The 18659-nt window shown below is 52.4% G+C and carries 18 protein-coding genes; 14 read left to right on the top strand and 4 right to left on the bottom strand.

The features are described 5' to 3' along the window. Window positions 1-25: 25 nt before the first annotated feature. From KL786_RS29580 to KL786_RS13570, 4 genes are read left to right on the top strand one after another with little or no spacing between them, the layout of a single operon-like run. Window positions 26-4669, top strand: a complete 4644-nt coding sequence (locus tag KL786_RS29580) for a tyrosine-type recombinase/integrase (RefSeq protein WP_353844666.1) — start codon at window positions 26-28, stop codon at window positions 4667-4669. Beyond that, on the top strand, window positions 4666-5334 hold the full coding sequence (locus KL786_RS13580) for a hypothetical protein (protein ID WP_070414536.1): 669 nt from the start codon (window positions 4666-4668) through the stop codon (window positions 5332-5334). The genes KL786_RS29580 and KL786_RS13580 overlap by 4 nt, the downstream gene beginning before the upstream one ends. Continuing rightward, window positions 5321-5794, top strand: a complete 474-nt coding sequence (locus KL786_RS13575) for a hypothetical protein (RefSeq protein ID WP_020308644.1) — start codon at window positions 5321-5323, stop codon at window positions 5792-5794. The genes KL786_RS13580 and KL786_RS13575 overlap by 14 nt, the downstream gene beginning before the upstream one ends. Beyond that, window positions 5791-7431 carry an AAA family ATPase gene (locus tag KL786_RS13570; RefSeq protein WP_252193721.1) on the top strand — a complete coding sequence of 547 codons (1641 nt, stop codon included), beginning with the start codon at window positions 5791-5793 and terminating at the stop codon, window positions 7429-7431. Before KL786_RS13575 ends, KL786_RS13570 begins: the two co-directional genes overlap by 4 nt. A 158-nt stretch (window positions 7432-7589) precedes the next feature. Here KL786_RS13570 and istB read toward each other — a convergent pair whose 3' ends face one another. Both istB and istA read right to left on the bottom strand, forming a co-directional pair. Continuing rightward, the gene (gene istB / locus KL786_RS13565; protein WP_020300922.1) at window positions 7590-8393 is read right to left on the bottom strand and encodes an IS21-like element helper ATPase IstB; all 804 of its coding nucleotides are present in this window, start codon (window positions 8391-8393) and stop codon (window positions 7590-7592) included. After that, window positions 8386-9885 (bottom strand): IS21-like element ISPpu27 family transposase, encoded by a 1500-nt coding sequence (gene istA, locus KL786_RS13560; RefSeq protein ID WP_115284415.1) that lies wholly within the window; start codon window positions 9883-9885, stop codon window positions 8386-8388. The genes istB and istA overlap by 8 nt, the downstream gene beginning before the upstream one ends. A 45-nt stretch (window positions 9886-9930) precedes the next feature. Between istA and KL786_RS13555 the strand changes: the two genes are divergently transcribed. The 6 genes from KL786_RS13555 (at window position 9931) to KL786_RS13530 (ending at window position 14624) form a co-directional block, all read left to right on the top strand. Next, window positions 9931-10386 (top strand): competence protein CoiA family protein, encoded by a 456-nt coding sequence (locus tag KL786_RS13555; RefSeq protein ID WP_215517935.1) that lies wholly within the window; start codon window positions 9931-9933, stop codon window positions 10384-10386. A 191-nt stretch (window positions 10387-10577) separates the two neighbouring features. Beyond that, complete coding sequence (locus KL786_RS13550; protein ID WP_215517934.1) at window positions 10578-10787, top strand: hypothetical protein; 210 nt, start codon at window positions 10578-10580, stop codon at window positions 10785-10787. Continuing rightward, complete coding sequence (locus tag KL786_RS13545; RefSeq protein WP_215517933.1) at window positions 10784-11260, top strand: hypothetical protein; 477 nt, start codon at window positions 10784-10786, stop codon at window positions 11258-11260. Before KL786_RS13550 ends, KL786_RS13545 begins: the two co-directional genes overlap by 4 nt. 50 nt (window positions 11261-11310) lie before the next feature. Further along, complete coding sequence (locus KL786_RS13540) at window positions 11311-11859, top strand: SH3 domain-containing protein (RefSeq protein WP_353844665.1); 549 nt, start codon at window positions 11311-11313, stop codon at window positions 11857-11859. Window positions 11860-12042: 183 nt separating this feature from the next. Continuing rightward, window positions 12043-13605 (top strand): ATP-dependent nuclease, encoded by a 1563-nt coding sequence (locus KL786_RS13535; RefSeq protein ID WP_017337046.1) that lies wholly within the window; start codon window positions 12043-12045, stop codon window positions 13603-13605. Beyond that, the gene (locus tag KL786_RS13530; RefSeq protein ID WP_031318513.1) at window positions 13590-14624 is read left to right on the top strand and encodes an AAA family ATPase; all 1035 of its coding nucleotides are present in this window, start codon (window positions 13590-13592) and stop codon (window positions 14622-14624) included. The genes KL786_RS13535 and KL786_RS13530 overlap by 16 nt, the downstream gene beginning before the upstream one ends. Before the next feature lie 94 nt (window positions 14625-14718). Here the strand turns inward: KL786_RS13530 and KL786_RS13525 are convergent, their stop codons facing one another. Both KL786_RS13525 and KL786_RS13520 read right to left on the bottom strand, forming a co-directional pair. Continuing rightward, a complete protein-coding gene (locus tag KL786_RS13525) occupies window positions 14719-15345 on the bottom strand; it encodes a hypothetical protein (protein WP_252193720.1) in 627 nt (208 codons plus the stop codon). 206 nt (window positions 15346-15551) lie between these two features. Further along, window positions 15552-16007 carry a helix-turn-helix domain-containing protein gene (locus KL786_RS13520; protein ID WP_215517932.1) on the bottom strand — a complete coding sequence of 152 codons (456 nt, stop codon included), beginning with the start codon at window positions 16005-16007 and terminating at the stop codon, window positions 15552-15554. A gap of 157 nt (window positions 16008-16164) precedes the next feature. On the opposite strand from KL786_RS13520, the gene KL786_RS13515 reads away from it, so the two are divergent. The 4 genes from KL786_RS13515 to KL786_RS13500 all read left to right on the top strand — a co-directional run bounded on the left by KL786_RS13515 (window position 16165) and on the right by KL786_RS13500 (window position 18360). Beyond that, entirely contained in the window at window positions 16165-16560 is a 396-nt protein-coding gene (locus KL786_RS13515; protein WP_017337050.1) for a DUF6957 family protein, read from the top strand. Window positions 16561-16602: 42 nt separating this feature from the next. Further along, a complete protein-coding gene (locus KL786_RS13510; protein ID WP_215517931.1) occupies window positions 16603-17073 on the top strand; it encodes a hypothetical protein in 471 nt (156 codons plus the stop codon). Between the two features lie 2 nt (window positions 17074-17075). Beyond that, on the top strand, window positions 17076-17465 hold the full coding sequence (locus KL786_RS13505; RefSeq protein WP_215517930.1) for a hypothetical protein: 390 nt from the start codon (window positions 17076-17078) through the stop codon (window positions 17463-17465). A gap of 298 nt (window positions 17466-17763) precedes the next feature. After that, entirely contained in the window at window positions 17764-18360 is a 597-nt protein-coding gene (locus KL786_RS13500; protein ID WP_252193719.1) for a hypothetical protein, read from the top strand. Window positions 18361-18659 lie beyond the last annotated feature (299 nt).

Raw genomic sequence — 18659 nt, 5'->3', positions numbered from 1 at the left:
GGGTGTTGTATTTGGAAATGCGCTCGTGAAAAATTTCATCTTGGTCGATGCACCGCTCACAAGCGAAGCTAAACACCTATTGCTTCACCTTGACCCGGATATGCCCGACGAGCTGCGGGAATTCAAGCCTTTTACCCACTACACCATCTGGCTGGCAGGTAGGGGTTATGCCCCCAACACGGCGAAGCTTTATGCCGAGCACGTGGGGCGGTTTGTGGATTACGTGTATGAAGCATCAAAAACCCAGTTCGCGGCGGATGTTGACGTCACAATTGAGACCGTCATCAACAGCTACCAGGCGTATCTGCTGTTCGGTAAGGGCGCTGCGAACCCGATAGCATTGAAATTGGCTGACAGCCTTGGGAAGGAGAAGCTCACAGGCCAAAACTCCCTAGCGCAGACCATCGAATCGTCGATTAAATGGTTTCTTGATGTATCGGAAGCTAAGAACAGAATAGCGCCAGACCAGTTATTCAGCGCGTTCTACACAAAGCAAGCTCAGTACCGCAGCCAGTATGAGATTTCGGCGCACAAGGCCAATTCTTGGCTGGCCGCAGTCATTCGTGACTCGATCAAGTCGGCGCTGCCCAGGCGCAAGGGAGACAAACTCTTTCCCCAGGCAGCACGCAGGGACAGGAAGAACGATCAAAAACCGTTCAAGACGTTAGCATTTCCCATCGAACGATCCGTAGATCTCATCAGGCAGGCAAAGCCAGCGAAGTCCAAAACTTTCTATAGGGACATGACCCTCTATTCCCTACTCGCGGCAACAGGCGCTCGTTCGAGCGAGGCCCTGCAGGTGAGGATGCCCGATATCGACGATGATGCGTTCGCAGTTTTCCTCCGCGACCCTTTTGCACGCAAAACGCATGGAATTACAGAGGATGAATACCAGCTCCTCGCCTGGAAGGGACGGGTGACCGAAATGACGTTCATGATCGAACCATTTGCCGGGATGTTCTGGGAAAACCTTGAGAAGTATTTGACCCGTGAGTACAACTCGAGCGTCGACCATGACTTCCTCTTTCAAAACCTCGATGGCAGGCCATTCTTCGCTAGCGACCGAAGCAGTCGAGACAAAACCTTCAAGAGCTACGCCCAAAAAGCAGGCGTAGAGGACGTCACAGGCATTAGCGCTCACTCGCTGCGACATATGTACGGAACCTACACTCTCAATTACTTGCCAGTTCCCGGACAGAGCATTCCAGGACTGCCTCTAGCGTATGTAAAAATCCTAATGGGTCACGCTAGTGCCTCTTCTACCATGAAGTACGCAAAGCACGACACTGACATAATTGAAGCCTATATCCAACACGCCAATCAGTACGTATCACAACGTGGTGAAGCATCTTTCAAGTCGATTCGAGCAGACTTCCACTACCGGCAGTTAGAGCTACTCGAGGAAGAAGCCAAGCGTATTGAGGGAGAAAAAAAAATGATTAATCTCACCAAAGATATTCTCATCATCAAGTCAGGAGAGGACTTGGAGAGATCGATCAAGGAGGCTATTGCCAAAGCTAAGGCATGTGTTTCAAAGGTACTTTTTGAGTCCAAGCACATCGCTCCTAGCAAAATCTCAAGCGGCTCCGTTAATGAGTATTACCAGGCCTCCGTCCTACGTTTCTTTAACGACCACTTGGATCCGGTTAACGCCCCGGTATACGATGAAGACTGGGTACACAATCTCCATACATGCACGAAGAAAACTCCGGACGCGAAAATTGCCAAGCAGGTGGTTCCGAAGACCGCACACGACTGGATTAACAAGTCTTCACTGGAAAGGCTTGCTAAAGATTCAATATTGATTTTGCATTTTCTCTGGCAGGAAAAAGCCGTACTTCTTCCGTTAGATACCAAGAAGCCCACTGGCGGCAACGAAACTAAGAAGAAGCATTTCGAGTTTGCTGCAGCTGACTACACTGAAGTTCTCGCCTTGGTCAGCAAGCCTTTCGTTCCTCATGTCACATACGAGAACATTCTTGATATAACTACTGTTATGAAGCCGAGTGCCATCAAGAATTTCGAGTGGTATGCGTGGCGGATGATTCGCGCCACCGACTGGCACCAAATTGAAGACATCAGGCCGGTTGACATCTCTGACCTTATTGAACATCTAATTAAAACACGCCGTGGCGAAATCGACTGGTTCATGTATCCAATTGCCCCTGCGGCTTTTCTGAGCTACGTCCAGAAGCTATACCCTGAAAGGTGCCAGCAAGCCACTACCCCTCCAAAAAATGATAAGACAGCCAGTAAAAAGGCATTAATCTCTGGTGAATTCAACATCCCTGCTGAACACCAAAAAAGCGTCGATCTCTGGTTGAAATATCAAAGCAAGTTTATTCAACTGCTAAAAACCAAAGGAATGAAGACGTTTAGGCACTATGAAAGCAGCTTCACGGTGTTCAACACGTTCCTATTTAGTGAATATCCTGGAAGAACTGGTCTACTTCCACCAGGGCCTCGAGATCTCAATCGTACACACATCGAAGGAAACGGCCAGGTTGGTTTTCTCAGTTATCTTCGCAAGGGTCGGTCGGGCACTGCCGTTCAAAAGTCCCTGTATCACTTGGAAGCTTTGTTTGACTACCTGATAGTCAACTCTAGCGCCGATGAGGAATTATCTGGCTTCGTCAATCCGATTTCCCACATCGATTATCCAATTGTAAGCAGAAGCTCTGGCACCAACAAGCCAGCTTTCGAATCCGAGCACTTTCCCATTCTGCTGCAATACTGTTACGCAATTGAATCTTTCTCAACGCACCTTGCCGACAGGGTTCACGAAGAGCAGATCAATCTGTATGACAAAAAATTCAGGGCAGATATACCCACAAAGAACTGGAACGAAGCCCAGAAAGTTATTCAAACTGAAAAACTCGGGTACGTACCGGTTGTTTTCTATCGCAACCCAGACTTTGACGCCAGTCAGCCAAAGTCAGATATCAACCGCCCGATGAAATATGAAGCTCTACACCTTCTCCCTAGGTTCGTAGTGCCCATTATCGAACACAGTGTCGAAAGGATTGGGCAATGGGTTTTCTATCCCCAACTGAACTACATTCGACACAACATCGTAGCGCTGGAAACCGGCGTTCGAAGCATTCACATTCGGTGGCTGGAAAAGCTAACCTATGATATGCACATTGATCGATCTAGACCGCTACCACCTCTTTGTAAGTTGCGAATCAACACAGACAAGGCAAATGGCGCTTGGGATTCCACTGTTTCCAGAAACGTAATTTATGTTTTAGACCGCCAAAAGGCCATGATTAAATGGTTCAACGATCCGTCAATGGATGTCCCGGTTTGGTACGACTACCATGAAGAAAGCCCATTTGGAAAAATCACCTCCCTGTTCCCTAAGGGCGAAACTCCTGGCGTACTGACAGGAGAAGCCTATGGCAAATACTTCAAGAGGCTTGTCTATTCTTTTGATTTGTTCTGCCGATTCCAGCTGGGAATTAATACTACGAACTCGATGCCAGAAGCTGTGGGTGACCTAGAGTCAATTGATGCGCCTCTCGATTACTTGGCGGCACTGAAACTCGAAGCACAAGCCTGTAAGCTCATAGAGCATACTCCGCACTCTTGTCGAGTTTCAGTAGTATCCGAATACATCAGGGTATTGCCGCCACATATCATAGGCGCGTTCATCACGGGGCAAGCCACTGAAGAACACGTCATGTATTACGCGAAAGTCGACCCTGCATACCTTAAGTCGGTAGCCCAGTTTCAGAAGATGAGTGTCGAGCAGGGCTGGCTCATTGATCGTCCAGCAATGTCCAATATTAAAGCCGAAGATGTCTCCTCAAAGCTCCAGCAGGCTTTCCGTCGAGACAAGGAAAAGTCTCTGATTGATTTCGGCGCCATCTCCTTTGACCGCGAGATGAAGGACGATGTCGTGTCAGGCGTCAGGGCCGCAAAACAGCGCCCAATTGATTCGCTGGCTTTCATGCCCACACACATCTGCCCGTTCGGCAATCACTGTCCAGCGGACGTGGTGAAAGACTTGGGTGCCATCCCTGGACTGAGTACGCCATGCGGTGGTTGCTACTACTCAGTCAAAACTGTCGACCACCTGCCTAGGATTCACGGCCATATCCGAGCTTTAACTGATGAATGCAGCGAGCTAGAGGCGTACATCGCAGAGGCCAAAAGGAATGGTGCATCGCTAGAAAGCCTTGTACAGAAAGCCAACCGTCGCAAATTCCTGGCTACGGAGATCATCTCCTGGAGCGTCACAGCACACTGTCTCGAACAAATGTATAGCGAGATTAAAACGCGTGAAAGTTTCTTGGTAGAGAAGCCTGAAATCGTGTCAGAACATCTGGAACGTCTGGAGCTGAAAGAGCACTCGCTCTCCAACCTCATCGCCCGGACTGCGGAAGCCAAGTCACATGCAGAGTATTTCACTCCACAACTGAACCAGCAGCTCAAGGTAGCCAGGAACAAGCTGCTGGCGTTCACAGGAGACTTCAACCGCATGCTGGAAGAAGCCCCGACTGGTTTCACGTTAATCGATGAATTCAGGGGGCTGATTCGATCTGCCTGTGAAGTCCTCGGCATTTCGCTACACGAACTGAGCGATGCAATGACCAAACCTATGGCTTTGAATCGCCCTGATTCGATTTTGAAGCTAATTTCGAGCCCTGGGAGTGTGCCCGCATGAGCAAGGGTGCAAAACCTGGCCAAAATCGCTTTGCAGGCTCCCAGAAGAGGAATCGCGAGTTCAGGATCTGCCGGATAAAGGATGAAGTTGTCCCGAGACTCAAGACGTTCGTGGGGAAGACATCTTTTGACGGCATTACCCCTTTTTCCAGGTTTTGTGCGGAGCTCTATAACGCCGACTTGCCTGTGAACGAGAAGAAAATTGGCTATCGCACACTCGTTCAAAGCACCGCTTATTGGGCACTGATCGGCCCACTGTTCCACAGATACTGGGACTCCGACAGCAACATGGAATCCACGAAGAACAAGCTAGTGGAGAAGCTATCAGCGCGTCGGGCAGATGGGCTCCAAGCAGAGACAGAAAGGCTGAAGAAAGAAATAGAGGCTCTCAAATCAGCGCTTCGTACTCACGGGGCCACCCTGGCTCCCATTTCGGATTCAAAGCACAGCGATCAGGCCTTCATGACGAAGTTTGATAAGACCTGCCGTGCCCTTAGGCTGGTGCTCAAAGCGAGCGACGGCATGTTCGTTGTTGACATGAAGGCCGGAAAAATCACCTGCACATTTGATGATCTCGAACCTGCTGAAGGGCTTGTTCCAAAAGATATTGCCGAACCCTTCGTCCTTTGGATGAAAGCCAAGGAAAGCACTAATGGCGACCGGTGATCAAAAGCGCTCTCCGTACGACCGCTACAGGGACTATGTGCTGCAGCTTGAACAGGCTGGAAAAAAGTTTCCTGTGAATCAGTTTGGCGCCGTCAACTTCAGCAAAATCGCTGATGAATGTGGTAATCGTAGGCAGTGGTTTTCTGAAAGCGCCAAGAAGATCTTTTGCTCACAGGGCAAAACCCTTGAGCAGGTCATCGCGAAGGACATTCGCCGCATAGGCAGTGAGTTTGTTGCGGCCAAAGATCCTGAGTCTCTGGCGATTGATATGGCGGATTCGAAAAGTCGCGAAGCGAATCGGTTGCGAGTAATGCTTGAGCAAAAGTCGAAGGAAAACGAACTGCTCCGCGAGCAAGTTGAGCAACTCTCTGCCGAGCTGCGGTTGCTTCGCACATCTGCACAGGAAATCAGTAGCCAGCAGGACTTGATGATCGACTCCGGGCGGTCATTCATCCTATGAGCAATCTGTCGAGCGTGATCCAGGTGAGCTCGGTGAAGCCAGGCAGTTTTGGCGGTGCAGTCTTTTCCGGGCGCATCATTGGCCAAAACAAAATTTACACATGCAGAGCAAGCTATAAAGTCATCACCCGCATTCCTCAACCCGGTGAATGCTGGCAGTTCAAAGGCTCGATCACAGGGCATGATCAGTACAGGGATTTCGTTCTGATCGAAAGCTGTCACATCGTAAACCTGCCCATAGCGGCATATGTGGAAAGATTGCTGATAAAGCATCCTGCATTTCGCGGGCTGTCATTCGGCAAAGCGAAAGTCTCGAAACTGGTCAGGGCATTTGGCGCAGAAAACCTTGCTCAGGCATTGACTGCAGGCAGAGTCAGCCACCTGGCGGAACTGATTAATCCTGATCTCGCCCAAAAGGTCGTGGATGCCTGGAGGACACTGCAGGATGAGATTTCAACAATTGAATTTCTCATGGAGCACGACTTCGATCCTGGGCTCGCCAAAAGCGTTCTCAAGGTTTGCCAGACGGATACGGTAGAGCGCCTGAAGCTTAATCCGTACAGCCTCATTGCGTTTCAAGGCATCCACCCAAACATGTGGAAAATCGTAGACGCCGCAGCAGCCAAGCTAGGCATACCTCGTGATGACCCACGCAGGCTGGCCGGCCTTGTGGAGAATTTGCTCTATGTGCGCTTGGATCAGGGCCATACCGCATACGAAATAGAAGAGCTAAAAGCCGCCCTGATGCAGAAGCTTCCATCCGCCAGACTGGTAGACCAAGCTATCGAATGCGCCCTACAAAGGCGTGCTGTATGCGTTAAGAAGGATCAAGGGACGACGCTTATCCAGCCACTGGGAGCAGCCCTTGTCGAAAGTAAACTCGAGCAGCGAGTCGCGAGTCTACTGTCCGCTCAGGCCTCATTGCTTCACGGTTCTCCGCAGGAACTGGAGCAAGCGATTGAAGATTACTGCGCACACGGTGAGAGCGTGCCTGGACACTCACTCACCCGAGACCAGAAAAGCGCAGTGCTGATGGCGCTTACTAATCGCATCAGCACGCTGACTGGATTTGGCGGTACGGGCAAGACAACGGTGCTGAAAGCCATCGTTGATATAGCCTCTCAGCACCGCCCTGTGCATGTCTTAGCACTGAGCGGAAAAGCCAAGGAGCGCGCCAAGGAGTCTGTTGGCCGAGACACCTACACGATCCACAGTTTCTTGATCAAAATCAGCACTGCAAGCTCAGGGCTCAGCACTGGAGCCGACCCTCTGGTAATCATCGATGAATCCAGCATGGTAGACATCGCCTTGATGCTGAAACTGCTGAATGCCTTCGCGAAGAAAGAACTGTCTCTTTTGCTAGTAGGCGATACCGGTCAGCTATCTCCGGTTGGTTATGGAATCTTCTTCCATGCACTGGCCAAATCGAAGGCGATACCGTCGACTCACCTGATCAAGGTTCACAGGTCTATCGGCAACAGTCACCTTCAGAACATCGCCATGAAGATTAGATCTGGTCAGCTGGACACCTTGCCATTCTGGAATGGCGAGCGCGATGGGGTTTATCTGATCCCCTGCACAAACACGCAGGACATGCTGACACACCTCGCGAAGATCAAGCAGATCTGTCGGCGCTGATTGAAAACTGACCCACCCTGCCGATTGAAAATTGACCCAGGGCGGATTGCTGATTTTGGCATCAGCAATTGTGGATAAGCTTAGCAGTCGTGTCCCGGTGGAAGAGGCATTAAGCCCCCACCGCATGTGGGCATGCGGCAGGGTATTTTTGGTGCGGATCAAAACAGCTCATCGTCCTCGGCACCATCATTGTCTTTGCGCTTTCGTTCACGTGACATGATCTTCGTCTGGGCGACCAAGCTGCTGTGTTGCAGGCGGTAGGACTCGTTGCCCGTTTCGACGATGTGGCAGTGGTGTGTCAGCCGATCCAGCAACGCCGTTGTCATCTTGGCGTCACCAAACACGCTCGACCATTCCGAGAAGCTGAGGTTGGTGGTGATCACCACGCTGGTGTGCTCGTACAGCTTGGACAGCAGGTGAAATAACAGGGCACCACCGCTCTGGCTGAAGGGCAAATACCCCAGTTCATCGAGTATCACCAGGTCTGTTCGTAGCAGCCCTTGAGCGATGCGGCCCGTCTTGCCGTCGTACTTTTCGCGTTCCAGCAGATTGACCAGATCCACCGTGGAGTAGAAGCGCACGCGTTTGTGATGCGTCGTGATCCCGGACACAGCCAAGGCGGTGGCGAGGTGTGTTTTGCCTGTTCCAGGCCCGCCGATGAACACGACATTCTGCGCGGTATCGGTGAACTCCAGGTTGGACAGATCCCTGATCAGGCGGGCATCTGCGCTGGAAGCGCTGAAGTCGAAGCCGGCCAAATCACGATGCATGGGGAGTTTGGCCATGTTCATCTGGTGGTTCACTGAGCGCACCGCTCGATCCGCATGTTCTTGTTGGAGAAGATGCTCAAGTAGCCATTTCGAGGATGCCGTCGAAGCTTCTCCTTGCGAGGCTAGTTCTTCCCAGGCGCTGGCCATGCCATGCAGACGCAGTTCTTTGAGTTCCGCCATAAGATCACGCATTGCGAGTCTCCTCATCGGTGGTACGGAGCCGGTCGTAGCGTGCCGTATTGGCGACAGGCGCTATCTTGAGTTGAAGGCTGGTTTCGGCGGACGGAGGGGCTGCTGTCGATGTCAGTCGAGCCAGGACATTCAGGATGTGCTCAGCACTCAAGCTGCCTGATTCAAGTACCAACTCCACAGCCACCAATATGGCGTCGAGCCCGGCGATGGGAACAGCCGCCAGTACCTGCGTCATGACTCGATCACCATTGGCGTGACGCCTCAGACCGCGTTTTAGCAGCTGCAACGGCTTCGGCAGATCAGCAAACGGAGCGCCATTGCGCAGCGCTCCAGGCTTGCGCTCGATAAGCGGGATGTAATGCTGCCAGTCAAAACTGACCTGATCTCGATCAAACAGACGCTCGTGGCTGGCAATCGTCGTTTCATCGGCGATGACCACCACCCGGGAAGGATACAAACGGCTGCTGACCCACTGGCCGACCCGCTCACACGGCACCGAATAGCGATTTCGCGCCACGCTGATCAGGCAGGTGCTGGAGACCCGTACGGTGCGCTCGACGTAGCCATCAAAGGCAGTCGGCATCGGCATCAATTCAGCGCGTTCCAGCTCCAGGACGTCCGCCACGGTCAGCCCGTTGTACTGCGGGTGCAGCAGTTCGCCCCAGAGCGCACGGCAGCGTTGGCCGAGCCAGGCATTCAATTCCTCGAAGGTGTGGAACATGCAGTTTTGAGCATCGAGCCAGATGCGCCGTCGGCTGTCTTGGACGTTCTTTTCAACGATGCCTTTTTCCCAGCCGGAAGCGACGTTGCAGAAGTCCGGGTCGAACAGGTAGTGCGCACACATCACGGCAAACCGAGCATTGACCGTGCGGCCCTTACCCTTGTTGACCTTGTCGACAGCGGTCTTCATGTTGTCGTAGATGCCGCGACGCGGCACCCCACCTAACGCGCCAAACGAGCGGGTATGGGCATCGAACAACATCTCGTGGCCTTGGCTGGGATACGCAACCAACCAAAATGCGCGACTGGCGCACAGCTTCATATGGGAGACCTGGATGCGTCGGAACAGGCCGCCGATCAGCAGACCTTCTTCGCTCCAGTCGAATTGAAAGGCCTCCCCGAGTGCAAAGGTCAGCGGCACAAAGGCTCGTAAAGACTTGCCTTGCTCGCCGCGCCACGAGCGTATAAAGGCGGTGAGTTGGCTGTAGCCGCCGTCGTACCCCTCGGCCTTGATCTGTTCGAAGAGTGCTTTGGCACTCCTGCGGTTGTGCTTTGCCCGAAACGAATCGGCCTTGAGCGCCTGCTCCAGCGTCTCGTGAAATGGACTGAGTTTGTTGAAGGTTGCGCACCGTTGGTACGCCGGCTGGGTGGCTTCGGGTGCTCTGACCCATTTTCGAATGGTGTTTCTCGACAGTCCGGTACGCTTGGCTATCTGATGCAGCGAGAGCTTGTCGCGGAAGTACATCCGCCGGATTTTTCCCAACATTTCCATGCTGATCACCCTGTGTTCTCCTGCTCGAAAAGTGAGCAGAAGCAGTTGAACACCTGGGTCAGTTTTCGGTCAGCGGCAACACGAACGCCTTCAGGGATGGTTATTGAGTTTCAGAGATCGACGATACATCCGGAAGAGGTCATCGCGAGGCAAAACTACTATCAAAATATGATCTGGGTGATCGATGGCACGCGAACTGAGTTCGACAGGTACAACTTCAGAATGGGTTTGTCAAAAGTGTCGGAGAATGGACTGGCTTCATTTAGCTGGCATTCCCGCAGCAAGCTTTTTGCTCGCTGGTGGGTTTCCAAACCCGTGTTCATCGACTTCGGCCCCGATTTTGGTATATGGCGCGTCTTAAGATTCGATCCGACTCAAAAACGTGGAGTGGTGGCTTACACACCCAAGGAAAAGCTGGTCGAATGGATCACCAACGGCACCACCGACTTTAGCTTCAACGGAGGCCCTGCCACTGATACATCCGGTACGGCGGATCAATAAAAACCGACCAAGTGTCTAGCCGGCATCTCTGTCCTTCGGGCTCCTTGCTGTTCTAGCTTGCAGATCAAACACCTTGAGACTATTTAGGGACAGGACGCTCATAAGGTGCTCTCAGGGTATGCCTATACCCGCAAGACACTTGCTGATTCATCACTGAGCTATGCTGGGTCGTAAAAAAGGAGTCCATGTAGATGACCAGTGAATACTCGCTGTCAGACGTTCTGGAAAGGATGTACCAGAATCAGCTCGCTCTCGAAGCTGCGCTCATGGAGCTAACCCTCCAGGTGGAAGCCCAAGGGCATGCGGAAGTTGGCGACAACGTCCGTGGTGCGCTTTACACAATTGGTGAGAACGCTGGCCACATCAAACAGGGTCTAGCCCGGCTCAAAAAGCTCCCATGAGGCAGCCACTGTTCGATTTTGATCTCAAACGCGTCTCACGCGAGCACTACATCACGGGTAAAGCCGCCATCAATTTTCCGCACGCTGGGAGTACAACAGGTGGATGGCATTTTATGTCCTACTTCGACCGGGATTCGGGCGTAGCGAAAGTGTCCTTGGCAGGCGTCCACTACCCAGATACCACCGATTTCTTTGGAGACGCTGGAGTCATCGACGTAACCCACGATCTTGCGATGCGAGGCTGGTCAGAAGACGGCGAAAGGCTGTTCATGGCAGATCACTACAGAGCGGCAGCTGACATGGTGATGAAATGGGTGCTAAGTGATTCTAAGCACTGCAACGTCGAGGTCGCTGATTGGTTTCCCTCTTCCGAAACGAAGCAGCGTTTTTTTGAAATCCTGAATTCGGGAAGTCGCAAACTTTTAGATCCCGACAAGCTGCAAAAAATGGAAGTTTGGCTAAGCTCGCAGTAGGTGAATGACGTCAGGTTGGTCAGGAAACCAGCCGTTGTAATACGTGACGAATGAGAGCAATGGATATGCGCAAGAAGTCCCAGTCATGGTTTGTCCCCCTCCTGATTCTTTTTGCCGTCCTGTGGGCAATGGGGAAGAAAGACACGCCTCCAGCCCCGGTACAGCCACACGCTCTTAGCTCGCCGAATACGCAAGCGTCGATTTCCCCGGCCTCACCGCCAACTCCGGCTCCTGCTTCCGCAACTGAGCACTTTGTGAGTGCTGATAATCTCAATGTCAGGGATCAACCAGGTGGAAAGGTCATCTCCAAATTGAAGCGCGGGGAAAAGGTTCAGGTCTTCGAAACGAGGAATGAATGGGCGCGCATCAGCATTGATGGTCAATCTTCGAAATGGCTTTCGTCCAAGAGTCTATGCAGTGGGCCTGGCTGCTACGTTGTTCCGAAGCCCAGACCGTCGGCCCAGCTTCCACTACCCGCTCGCCAACAGACTCCAGCTTACGGTTCCTCGTGCCCCTGTTCCTCTGGAAACGTGTGTATAGGGCCTAGGGGTGGTCGATACTGCATTACCTCTGGCGGTAACAAACGGTACGGCGTTTGAGCGATTATCTGATGGCGTCTTGCGGGGGATTACACTCTCGTAGGCGCTTTAGCCGGTAAACGAGCCGATCTCTTGACGAGGTTTCGTTGCAGATGGATATGTATTGGCTATGAATCCGTAACCACCCGACTCAACAACCATGTGGTTCAACTTCATTTTTGATTTTCCAGCTCAGGGCTAAACATGCACACCATACGGAAAGTGGTAATTCAGAATTTCAAAAAATTCAAAACGCTCACGCTCGATTTTGAGTCTGGGAAGAATGTGCTGATTGGCAACAATGAGGCAGGAAAAAGCAGCATTTTGCTCGCGCTAGACCTCGCGCTCGGCGGGAGTCGCAACCGCATTGAAGCTCTGGGTGCAGAAACACTGCTCAACAAGGATTCGGTGAACACCTTCCTCGCAGGGGAGAAGACCCTAGAAAAACTACCTGAGCTGATAGTCGACGTTTTCCTAGAGGAAGGTGACGACGAAGGCCTGTATGGAACCAACAACTCCCACCAGCGCCAGACTGACGGCGTGCGCATGATCCTTGCGGTGATGGCCGAGTATGGCGAAGCGGTGCAAGCCATCTTGGCTGATGATCAACCGAACTTCCCGTTCGAATATTACGCGGTGCGGTTTGAAACGTTCGCCTGCAGGCCCTATGCAGCTTTCAACCGACCCATCAAACACATGATGCTAGACGGTTCACGTATTGATGGCGACCACGCATCTCGTGAATACACCCGAGCTGTGTACGCTTTCAACGCCCCCGTTGAAGACCGCTATAAGCTTGAAAACCTGTATCGCCAAGGCAAGCAGGCTTTTACAGGACAACATCTCGCAGCCCTCAACGCTGACCTACCCGCGTATCAGTTTGACGTACGGAGTAGCGTCCGGTCGAACCTGGAAACTGACCTAATCATCACGGAAGACAATATTCCGCTTGAGAACCACGGCAAAGGAAGGCAGTGCTTCATCAAGACTGAATTTGCGCTGAGCAAGCACAAGCAAGGCGGCTTGGATGTAATGCTCTTGGAGGAGCCTGAGAACCACCTCAGCCATTCCTCCATGAAAGCACTTGTCGCCAAGCTAGCGGAGAACGAGAGCACCCAGCTTTTCATTGCAACCCATAGCAGCCATATCTGCTCAAGGCTTGATCTTCGGCATGCCCTTTTGATCGGCCCGAATGCAGCTGCTGGCTCACTTAAAGCCCTATCACCTGACACCGCAGAATTCTTCATGAAGGCCCCGGACAACAACGTCCTGGAGTTCGCGCTCTCGAAGAAGGTGATATTGGTTGAAGGTGATGCTGAATTCATCCTGGTGGAAGAGTTCTATAAGCAATGTACAAATGGGCGTCTACCGCATGTCGATGACGTCCACATAATCTCTATTGGGGGCACCAGCTTCAAAAGGTACATGGAGCTCGCTAACCTGCTCGGAATTCGAGTCGCAGCCATACGAGACAATGACAAGGATTATCAGAAAAACTGCGTAGAAAACTACGTCGACTTCGCTTCGGATAATGCCAAAGTCTTTGCCGACAAAGACAATGCCCGTTCAACCTTCGAAATAGGGTTGCACAACGACAACGAGGAAACCTGCAAGACCGTCTTCGGCCCAGGACGAAAAACCCTCTCCCCCTTGGAATACATGCTGGCAAACAAGGCAGAAGCCGCGTTTGAGCTGCTCAAGGGAAAGCCAGGCGAGCTCACCGTTCCTGCCTACATCGCGGAGGCAATCCAATGGATAAACGAGTGATGTTCGCTGTGGCAGGTTCAGGGAAGACCACCTTGCTAGTGAAGCGTCTGAGCCTAGAAAAGCGCGCACTGATAATCACCTACACGGAGAACAACTATCGCCATTTGCGCGATAGCATCATCAAACGGTTTGGCCATGTGCCGAAAAACATCAACCTGCTGAGTTATTTCACGTTCCTTTATAGCTTCTGCTATCGCCCTCTGCTGCAAGTGCATATGCAGACGCGGGGAATCAGCTTTCGAGCTCCGCACGCCCGTACGCTAAAGCTCAAACGGGACAATATGGCGTATTACGCTACTACAAGCGGCAGCGTTTACCACAATCGCCTCGCAAAGCTCCTAGAGACCGTTAATGCAATTCCTGACGTGATGGCGCGAATGGAGCGCTTTTACGATGAGTTTTATGTCGACGAAGTTCAAGACCTAGCAGGTCATGATTTCAACCTGCTAATGGCATTAGCGAAAGCCAAGGTTGAAATGCTATTTGTAGGTGACTTCTATCAGCATACGTTCGACACCAGTCGTGATGGAAACGTGAACAGCTCGCTACACGCTGACATTGGGAAATACGAAAAGCTTTTTCAAAAGGCGGGTGTGACTGTCGACAAGGAGACACTGAGTCGAAGCTGGAGGTGTGGCGTCACCGTATGTGATTTCATACGTGCACATCTGCAGATTGATATGCAGTCACAGCACACGTATGAAACCGAAATCATTCCTCTGGCCAATCAAGTCGATGCTAACGCCGTGCACGCCGATGGCAACGTGGTGAAGCTGTTCTACCAGGAACATTATAAATACGGGTGTCTGTCTAACAACTGGGGTGCCAGTAAAGGTCTGGATCACTACAACGATGTATGCGTTGTGCTGGGTACTACTCACTGGAAGGTCTACGAAAAATCCTCGCTTGCCGATCTCCCTCCACAGACAAAAAACAAACTCTATGTTGCCTTCTCACGGACACGCGGGAGGTTGTATCTGGCGCCCGAAAAACTTTTCAAACGATTTAAAACAGATTAGGTCGGAGCCATAGGCGGTGATCTCTGGCCTAAGATCTTGCCCGGCAAGCATGATCAGCATGAAGGGTAACTGCCTGGCATCACACCTAGCGTGATCAGTCGCCAGGCTTTCCCTGCTCCATCTCCCCAATCCAGCTGTATGTGCCGTTTAGCCAAACGAAGACGCTGTTGAGCACCTCGCGCAAGTGCCGGATGTTGATGTGCGTAACGTCTGGGAGATGGTCTTTACCACTATTGGTCGTCGCATACCGAAACGCCATCGAGTCTGGGTCAACGTTGTCCAACTGGCGAATGAACTCGTGAACAGCAGTAGCATTGGCGTCAGAGCGCTCTAGACCCATGCCCTTGAGCAGATGACGCAACTCCGACCACAGAGGCATCAACGGATGCTTGTCGTAGTTCTTGGGCTCTTTGCCTGTCAGAGCGCGAGCACTCTTTAGCATCAGCTTGAACTGCAGCTCCAAGGAGTGGCGGTATAGAAAAAGCAAAGGGTAAATGCCGCTATCCAATGGCACCTGACGATTCGCCATCGCCTCCACAAGTCCGTCAGCGGCATCTTTGTATGCAAAAGCATAGAGGTCGACACGAAATTGAGACCAGTTCAGCATCGCGTTGTACTGCCAATCTTCACCCTGGATAAACAGCTGCTGGCCGGAGAAGTCTGCCGGCCACTGGATGGCCTCAAGCTCCGGGTCGAGCATCGGTGGCGATTCCTCATCCATGTCGTCTTCTCACGTTGGCCAGTCCATGGTTCAGAACTTTACGAGTCTGGGTGGACTACCGGCAACCTGTAAGTGGTTTTCTAGCGTGGACTACTGTGCGAGAAAGCGTGATCCAAGGCTGAGGTCACATTGTCCTTTTTGCTGGATACTGACATCGAAAAATGGCTCTGATCCATGCTGGGCAGGGTTTGGTGCCTAATTGAGTCTCAACCGCCAGCGTACCACAGCCGGTTAACTGTGCTCTTGGGCAGTTCTAATTGCCGGCAAACCTCCGCTTGAGAAAGGCCTGCCGCCTTGAGATCGCGCACCGCTTTGAGTCTTTCTGCGGCAGCGATCCTCTGGGGCGTAGTGAGCTTTTGGGGTTCGGCAGGTAGCTGCTCATCAAGAACACCGAGCTGCATGAGTTCTTTCATTGTGTCATTCAGAACTGAGCGCGCGGTCTTGCCTTCATCGGCTGCGGCCACCAGTGTGAGAAAGGAGAGTGGCATTAGGCCTAGCGCTTTAGCTAAATCGGCACTGAGATCGACGGTAGCCGATGTCGTCGATGCTTCCAAGCGGCTTATGTGTGCTTGATCAGTCTGTTGCTGGAGGTCTGCTTGCGACAACCCATGTCGAACCCTCAGCCACTGTAGCGTTGCCGCATATGCCTTCCGCAAAGACATCCAGCGCACCTCTCCACAAAAGGAGACGGTATGCCCCGTTTGATGAGTTCCACACAAATGTATATAGTCATTGCGATGGGACGAAAGATGCGCAACCTTTGCGATCTGTGCGTGCGCAGAGCCCTATTTCCTTTGTCGCCAATAGGATCATCAATTTATGACTAATTCTTCTGAGCACGAGCTGCTGCGGGAGGGGGAAATCTCCTCTGCTGGCACGTCGCTGTCTCATGCAGAAGTGGAAGTATTGGTCGCGGGGCGCTTCGGTCGTAAGCCTTTTTGCACCGTCGAGGACTGGGTCATCTTCCACGTCGACGAATCCCCAGAGTCGCTCGCGAAAGTACGAGCTACTGGTCTGGAGCCGATGTTCATGTATGCCCACTGCGTCATCCATGACGGTCATGGCCGGTTTCCGCCAGGGGGCTGGGTGCGCTCGACCCTGTGTAAATCGTTCGACGGTGTTTGCCTGTTCGAGACGCGAAACACGGTGTACGTGCTCGTGGGAAAAGGGCGCGAGATGACTGCCTCGCTGAAGACAATATTTGGCTTATGTTAATCGCAGGCGCACTTCGCGGGCCTGCTCAACACGAGAAACACGATGTTCAGGATTAGCATGCAAGACCAGGCCGGCCCGGTGGGTATGTTCGGGGATGGTCTCGCTCACTTTCACGCCATGTCGCGATCCTTGGTTACCCATTGGTATCACGTGAGCCTCAAGCGCCGGCATGAGGGGCGATTTGTAGCTTATGAAGAGATGCTGAACGATGAGCCTCGCTTGGTGGAGCTGCTGGTCTCCCAAGACGAGAGCATGGTCATTCAAGATGTCCAGGTCGTTACCCCGGCATGGATGAACAAAGGGTCAGGCTGGAAGATGGAAAAGCTGAAATCACTTTCCATGGGGTTCAACCAGGCAGAAGTGCCGATCTGTGTTCTGCACGTCGAGAGTGGTGATGTGTACGTCAATACCCATCAGTGCGACCTCGATGTCGATGCCTTGGTTGGGGTCAGGGAGCTATATCGGCGCAGCGCTGCAACCACCGGCGTAGCCTCAGCGTCGGAGGCTCTGTAGCTATGGACGACATCAATACCGTCGCAGTCGATTTACACGAAAAGCGCTACTCGGACTTCGACCTTCTTCGCATCGCCAAAGCAGTGAATCAAGACTACGACGGGCTGGTCACGGCCTACCTGGTGAATGTCCATATTCATGCGTGCAGTGCTGTTGGTGTGGTGTTCGGTCACATTTGCCCTGGGCCGTACCAACGATTTGCAGATGGTCGGCTGATTCGGACATCCGACATTCAGTCCGTAACGAAGCAAGGCAGTTTTTGGGTGATCAATACTGTCAACTCGAAGTACGTCATTGCGACGTTCAGGCGGGACGTCGGACGGCGTAGCCTGCATGAGTTCATGCGCATAGCGGGAGACAGGTATCTGCCAACGCCGGATCGCCTCCAGTAGCTCTGAGGTCGTTGTTTTGGGCTTGCCCCGCCTCGGGGATGGCTGTCGTTTACCAATCCCGCTGTTGCGGGACTTGGCCCCTTCGGGCTTCCATCCTCAAGTCTCCAGCCCTGCTTGGGCCTAGGCGCTCCGCTTGCCATTTCGGACGCCAGCACATGGTGCCTGCTCGATTCCCTAACCGTTGGCCATTGAATCCGGTCTCCGAGGTTTTGACCGCTTCCTCGGGAGCAGATAGTTATCGGACACTTTCAGCGATATCGTATGCTCGGTTCCCTATGCTTAGCCAAGGACGTGTGGCATGCCGAAGATCAAACCACTGGATATGAAGCTAATCGACCTTCTTTTCGAGATGGAAGGGGGTTACGTGTTGGACTTCTCAGACCGCACCATGTCCCAGTTCTTCCTCGGAGAGCTGGAGATCGATATTGATGATCCGCTGTTCGCTGCGGATAGCACATCCAAAGCTAGGCGCCTGCGGAGCTTCCTCACGCTTGCCGATACACCGACTTGCGTGCGAGCGCTCAAAGCACTCTGGCAATATCGTCAGGCTGCGCTGGCCAACCAACGCAAAGATGAACCTGTGGTTAACGCCGAGGGGCGCTTCCTGACTTTGATTCAAGGCTTGGAGTCCGGCTCATCTGCCGACGTCATCAATGGCGATCCGTTCGCAGCTGTGCGTCAGGTAAATGTTGATCAGGCGGCTCAGTTGAAGAGGGCCCTGTTGGACATTCATAAGCTCGCTCCTCAAGCACGAGGCTACGCATTCGAGACGTTCCTCCAGCAGCTGTTTGAGGCATCCAACCTCCAACCTCGTGCACCATTTCGGAATACGGGGGAACAGATAGATGGAAGCTTCCAATGCCGAGGTGACATCTACCTTGTTGAGGCGAAGTAGGTAGTAAACCCTGTTGGTGCAGGGGAGCTGCACATCTTTCAAGGCAAGATTAGCCAGAAGGCAGCTTGGACACGAGGTGTTTTTATCAGTTACTACGGATTCACTGACGTTGGGCTGGAGGCATTCGGGCGCGGCAAGAGCTTGATATGCATTTCGGGAAAAGATATCAACGATGCTTTAGACAAGCACATACCATTTGCGGATGTAATCGACCGCAAAGTGCGGGCGGCTGCTGAGACAGGTTCAGTATTCGTACCTTTGGATAAATTGTTCTAAGCCCATGCGGCAACGCTAAATTT

This window comes from Pseudomonas sp. TAE6080, from assembly GCF_018732265.1.
Lineage (GTDB): Bacteria > Pseudomonadota > Gammaproteobacteria > Pseudomonadales > Pseudomonadaceae > Aquipseudomonas > Aquipseudomonas brenneri.
The sequence above is the reverse complement of the archived record's forward strand: the minus strand, read 5'-3'. Positions and strand labels throughout refer to the sequence as shown.